We start from the raw sequence: 1,789 nt of genomic DNA on the forward strand, positions 1-1,789 counted from the left end.
CACGCGATCACCACGGCCGACCTGCTCTCGGTCGCGCTCGTGCTCGTCGCGCTCGGGCTCCTCTGGAGCACGCGGCGCCGGTAGGGGCTCAGGGGTTCCCGAGCGGCAGCGGCCGCGGGGGCACCGGGCTCGAGACCACCACGGAGCTGGTGGTCTGACCGTGCAGCAGGAAGCGGTCGAGGAGCAGCTCGAGGTCCGCGAGCGACGCCGCGTGCACGCGCATGACGAAGCAGTCCTCACCGGTCACGCGATGGCACTCCGTCACCTGCGGGGTGCGGCCGGCGAGCTCGACAACCTTGGGGAGCTGACCCGGACCGGGGCGGACGCGCACCCAGGCGCTGACCGCCCACCCGATCGCGGCCGGGTCGAGGTCCACCCGGTAGCCGCGGATCACCCCACGCCGCTCGAGGCGGGCGAGGCGGCTGGACACGGTCGGGGTCGACAGGCCGACCTGCCGGGCCAGCGCGGACCGGGAGCGGCGCGGGTCCTCGACCAGCGCGGCGAGGAGCCGGCGGTCGACGTCGTCCAGCGGCTCGCCTGCCGACACGGCGGACGGAACCCGTTCTGCTTGTCGATCCGATGACATCGGGCGGCCTCGCCTCCGGTTCGTGAACCCGCTGGGCGCGGTGACCGAGAAGGCTAGGCCCATGCCCGATGTCCCGGAGTCCGGTCGCGAGGCGTTCGACGTGCCGCCGGACGTCGCCTACTTCAACACCGCGAACCTCTCGCCGATGCTGCACGCGGTCCGTGCCGCCGGGGAGGCGGCTCTGCAGCGTCGGTCCCGGCCGTGGACGATCGGCGCCGAGGACTGGTTCACCGACGTCGAGCGGCTGCGCGGGCTCGTCGCGGGCGTGCTCGGTGGCGACGCGGACGGCGTCGCGCTGGTGCCCGCGACCAGCTACGGCTTCGCCCTCGCCGCCCGGAACCTGCCGTTGACGCCCGGGCGACGGGTGCTGGTGCTCGCCGAGGAGTACCCCTCGGGGATCTACACGTGGCGTGCGGCGACCCGGGCGGCCGGCGCGGAGATGCTGACCGTGCACCGCGAGGCGGGGCAGGGATGGACCGAGGCGATCCTCGAGGTCCTCGACGAGCGGGTGGGCGTGGTCTCGGTGCCGCAGGTCCACTGGACCGACGGCGCCGTCGTCGACCTCCCCGCCGTCGCCGCCCGCGCCCGCGCGGTGGGTGCCCGCCTGGTGGTGGACGCCAGCCAGTCCCTCGGCGCGATGCCGTTCGACCGGGCGGTCGTCCGGCCGGACTTCCTGGTCACCGTCGGCTACAAGTGGCTCCTGGGTCCGTTCGGCGTCGGCTACCTCTACGTCGACGAGGAGCACCGCGGCGGCGCGCCGATCGAGCACAACTGGATCCTCCGCGAGGGCTCCGAGGACTTCGCCCGCCTGGTCGACTACCGCGACGAGTACCAGCCGGGCGCCCGCCGCTTCGACGTGGGGGAGCGGACGAAGTTCGAGCTCGTCCCGATGGCGGTCGCGGCGCTGGAGCAGATCACGCGCTGGGGGGTCGACCGGATCGCTGCGGAGCTGGAGGCGGTCACGGCGCGCCTCGAGCGGGACGGGCGCGCCCTCGGGTTCGACCCGGTGCCGCGCGCCGGGCGGGGGCCGCACATGCTGGGGCTGCGGCTGCCGCCCGGTGTCCGGGGTCACGTCCTCGAGGCGCTCGCCGCCAGCGGCTGCCATGCGTCCGTGCGCGGGGAGTCGCTGCGTCTCGCCCCGCACCTGCACGTGAACGCCATCGACCTCGATCGTCTCGGCGAGACCCTCGCGGCGGCCGCGGG

General features: G+C 74.9%; 2 protein-coding genes. One reads left to right on the forward strand and one right to left on the reverse strand.

The genetic code is table 11. From position 1 onward, the window contains the following. Positions 1–88: 88 nt before the first annotated feature. Positions 89–547 (reverse strand): Lrp/AsnC family transcriptional regulator, encoded by a 459-nt coding sequence (locus AC0CYZ_RS15125; protein ID WP_472216715.1) that lies wholly within the window; start codon positions 545–547, stop codon positions 89–91. Positions 548–647: 100 nt separating this feature from the next. Between AC0CYZ_RS15125 and AC0CYZ_RS15130 the strand changes: the two genes are divergently transcribed. Continuing rightward, the coding region (locus tag AC0CYZ_RS15130) for an aminotransferase class V-fold PLP-dependent enzyme (RefSeq protein WP_472216717.1) at positions 648–1,789 on the forward strand (1,142 nt) is incomplete at its 3' end.

The organism is Actinomycetospora sp. (assembly GCF_055612215.1).